This is a genomic window from Streptomyces atratus (genome assembly GCF_040655115.1).
Taxonomy (GTDB): Bacteria; Actinomycetota; Actinomycetes; order Streptomycetales; family Streptomycetaceae; genus Streptomyces; species Streptomyces atratus_D.
The window spans coordinates 1-1,765 of the sequence record NZ_JBFAJH010000137.1 but is presented as its reverse complement, the minus strand read 5'-3'; the positions used below and the strand labels follow the sequence as shown (position 1 = coordinate 1,765).

Genomic DNA, 1,765 nt, shown 5'->3' with positions numbered 1-1,765 from the left:
GTCCCGGGGGTTGGCTTGTGACGTTCTGGGGGTCAGGTCACGGATCTTGTCCTTCAGCTGCCGGACTGGCCGGGCAGCGATGAAGGTATAGACATCAACACCGTTGCGTTTGAGTGTTGAGTCGCAGGTCAAGCCCTGGTGAATGACGCAACGGGACGTCCTGATAGATCAACTTGTGTCGAGCAAGAAGATCGTCGGGAGTCCCGTTGCAGGAGAAGTCTGTCATCACGCGCACGGTCGAGGCGGCCGGGGGTATATACGCGCCCGGTCACCTGGGCGAGTTGACCCAGATCGTGGACTTCGTGCTGGTGGACGCGGTGATCGAGGAGACTGGGTCGCGTGAGAAGCGGCTGCGGCTGCTGCCGTCCCGGGTCGTTGTCTATTTCGTCCTCGCGCTGGCCCTGTTCGAGGACTGCTCCTACCGGGGCGTGTGGGGCAAGCTGACGGCGGGGCTGGAGGGACTGCCGTTGGTGCGTCCGGCGGTCTCCTCGCTGTCCAGGGCCGGGCGGCGAATAGGAGCCGCCCCGTTGCGGCGCCTGTTCGAGATCCTCGCCGGACCCGTCGCCCACCTCGGACAGCCCGGTTCGTTCTACCGAGGGCTTCGGACCGTGGCCGTGGACGGCACCTTGCTGCACGTGCCCGACGAGGAGGCACTCACCTGGCGCTATCCCAAGCGGACGGGCGAGAGCGTGGAGTTCGGCTACCCGCTGCTGCGACTGGTGGTCCTGGTCGAGTGCGGTACCCGTGCCGTGCTGGCTGCAGCGTTCGGCCCGGAGAGTGACGGCGAACTCACCTACGCGGCACGTCTGTTGAAAGCACTGGACCGCACGATGCTCCTGCTGGCCGATGCCGGCTTCGACGGAGCCGAGTTCGCCCGGGACGTCCAGGCCACCGGCGCGCAGTTCCTGGTGCGCTCCTCCGCCCGCCGCGTCCCCACCCCCTTCCGGCACCTGGGCGACGGCTCCTACCTCGCCCGGATCGGCTACGGCGTCCTGCCCGCCCTGCTGACCGTCCGCGTTATCGAGGCGTCTGTCACCGTCACGCTGGCCGACGGCACTGTCCGCACCGAGCAGTGGCGCCTGCTCACCAGCCTCCTCGACCCGGCCGCCCACCCAGCCGGCGAACTCGTGGATCTCTATCACGAGCGGTGGCAGTCGGAGACGACGTATTTCTCGATCAAGGCGACCATGCTGGACGGCCGTGTCCTGCGCTCCCGCAGCCTGACCGGCCTCGACCAGGAGGTCTATGCCCTGCTCGCCACCTACCAGACGCTGATCCGCGCCGCCGCCGACACCGCCTGCACCCGGCCCGGCCTGGACATGGACCGCATCAGCTTCACTGTCCTGCAGACCACCGCCGCCGACACCGTCACCACCGCGACCGGAATCCTGCCCCCGCCCGGACCCGCCGACCTCGTCGGTGCCATCGGCCGCGCCGCCCTAAATGCCCTCCACTCCGCCCGCCACCGGCACCGCATCAAGGCCCGCACCCGCAAGAACCCCACCAGCAAGTACGGACCGAACGCCGGACAACACCCCACGATCAGCCAGAACTACACCATCCACACCGCCATCACGTTCTTCGAGCACGGACTTGCGAACCGCTCACGGAAGTAAACGCAACGGTGTTGGTATAGACATGCCATTTATCCTTCGTGCCTGGCTTGCGGTGCCACTGGATGTGGAACCCCAAGAACCCGAACCCCTCGCTCATGTGCACGATCTGGGTCTTCTCTGGTGACAGCCGGAGCCCCAGCGGCTCGAGC

The 1,765-nt window shown here is 67.0% G+C and carries 1 protein-coding gene; it reads left to right on the top strand.

All coding sequences use genetic code 11. The features are described 5' to 3' along the window. Window positions 1–206 precede the first annotated feature (206 nt). The gene (locus AB0I23_RS41425; RefSeq protein WP_359118437.1) at window positions 207–1,616 is read left to right on the top strand and encodes an IS4 family transposase; all 1,410 of its coding nucleotides are present in this window, start codon (window positions 207–209) and stop codon (window positions 1,614–1,616) included. Window positions 1,617–1,765: the final 149 nt, after the last annotated feature.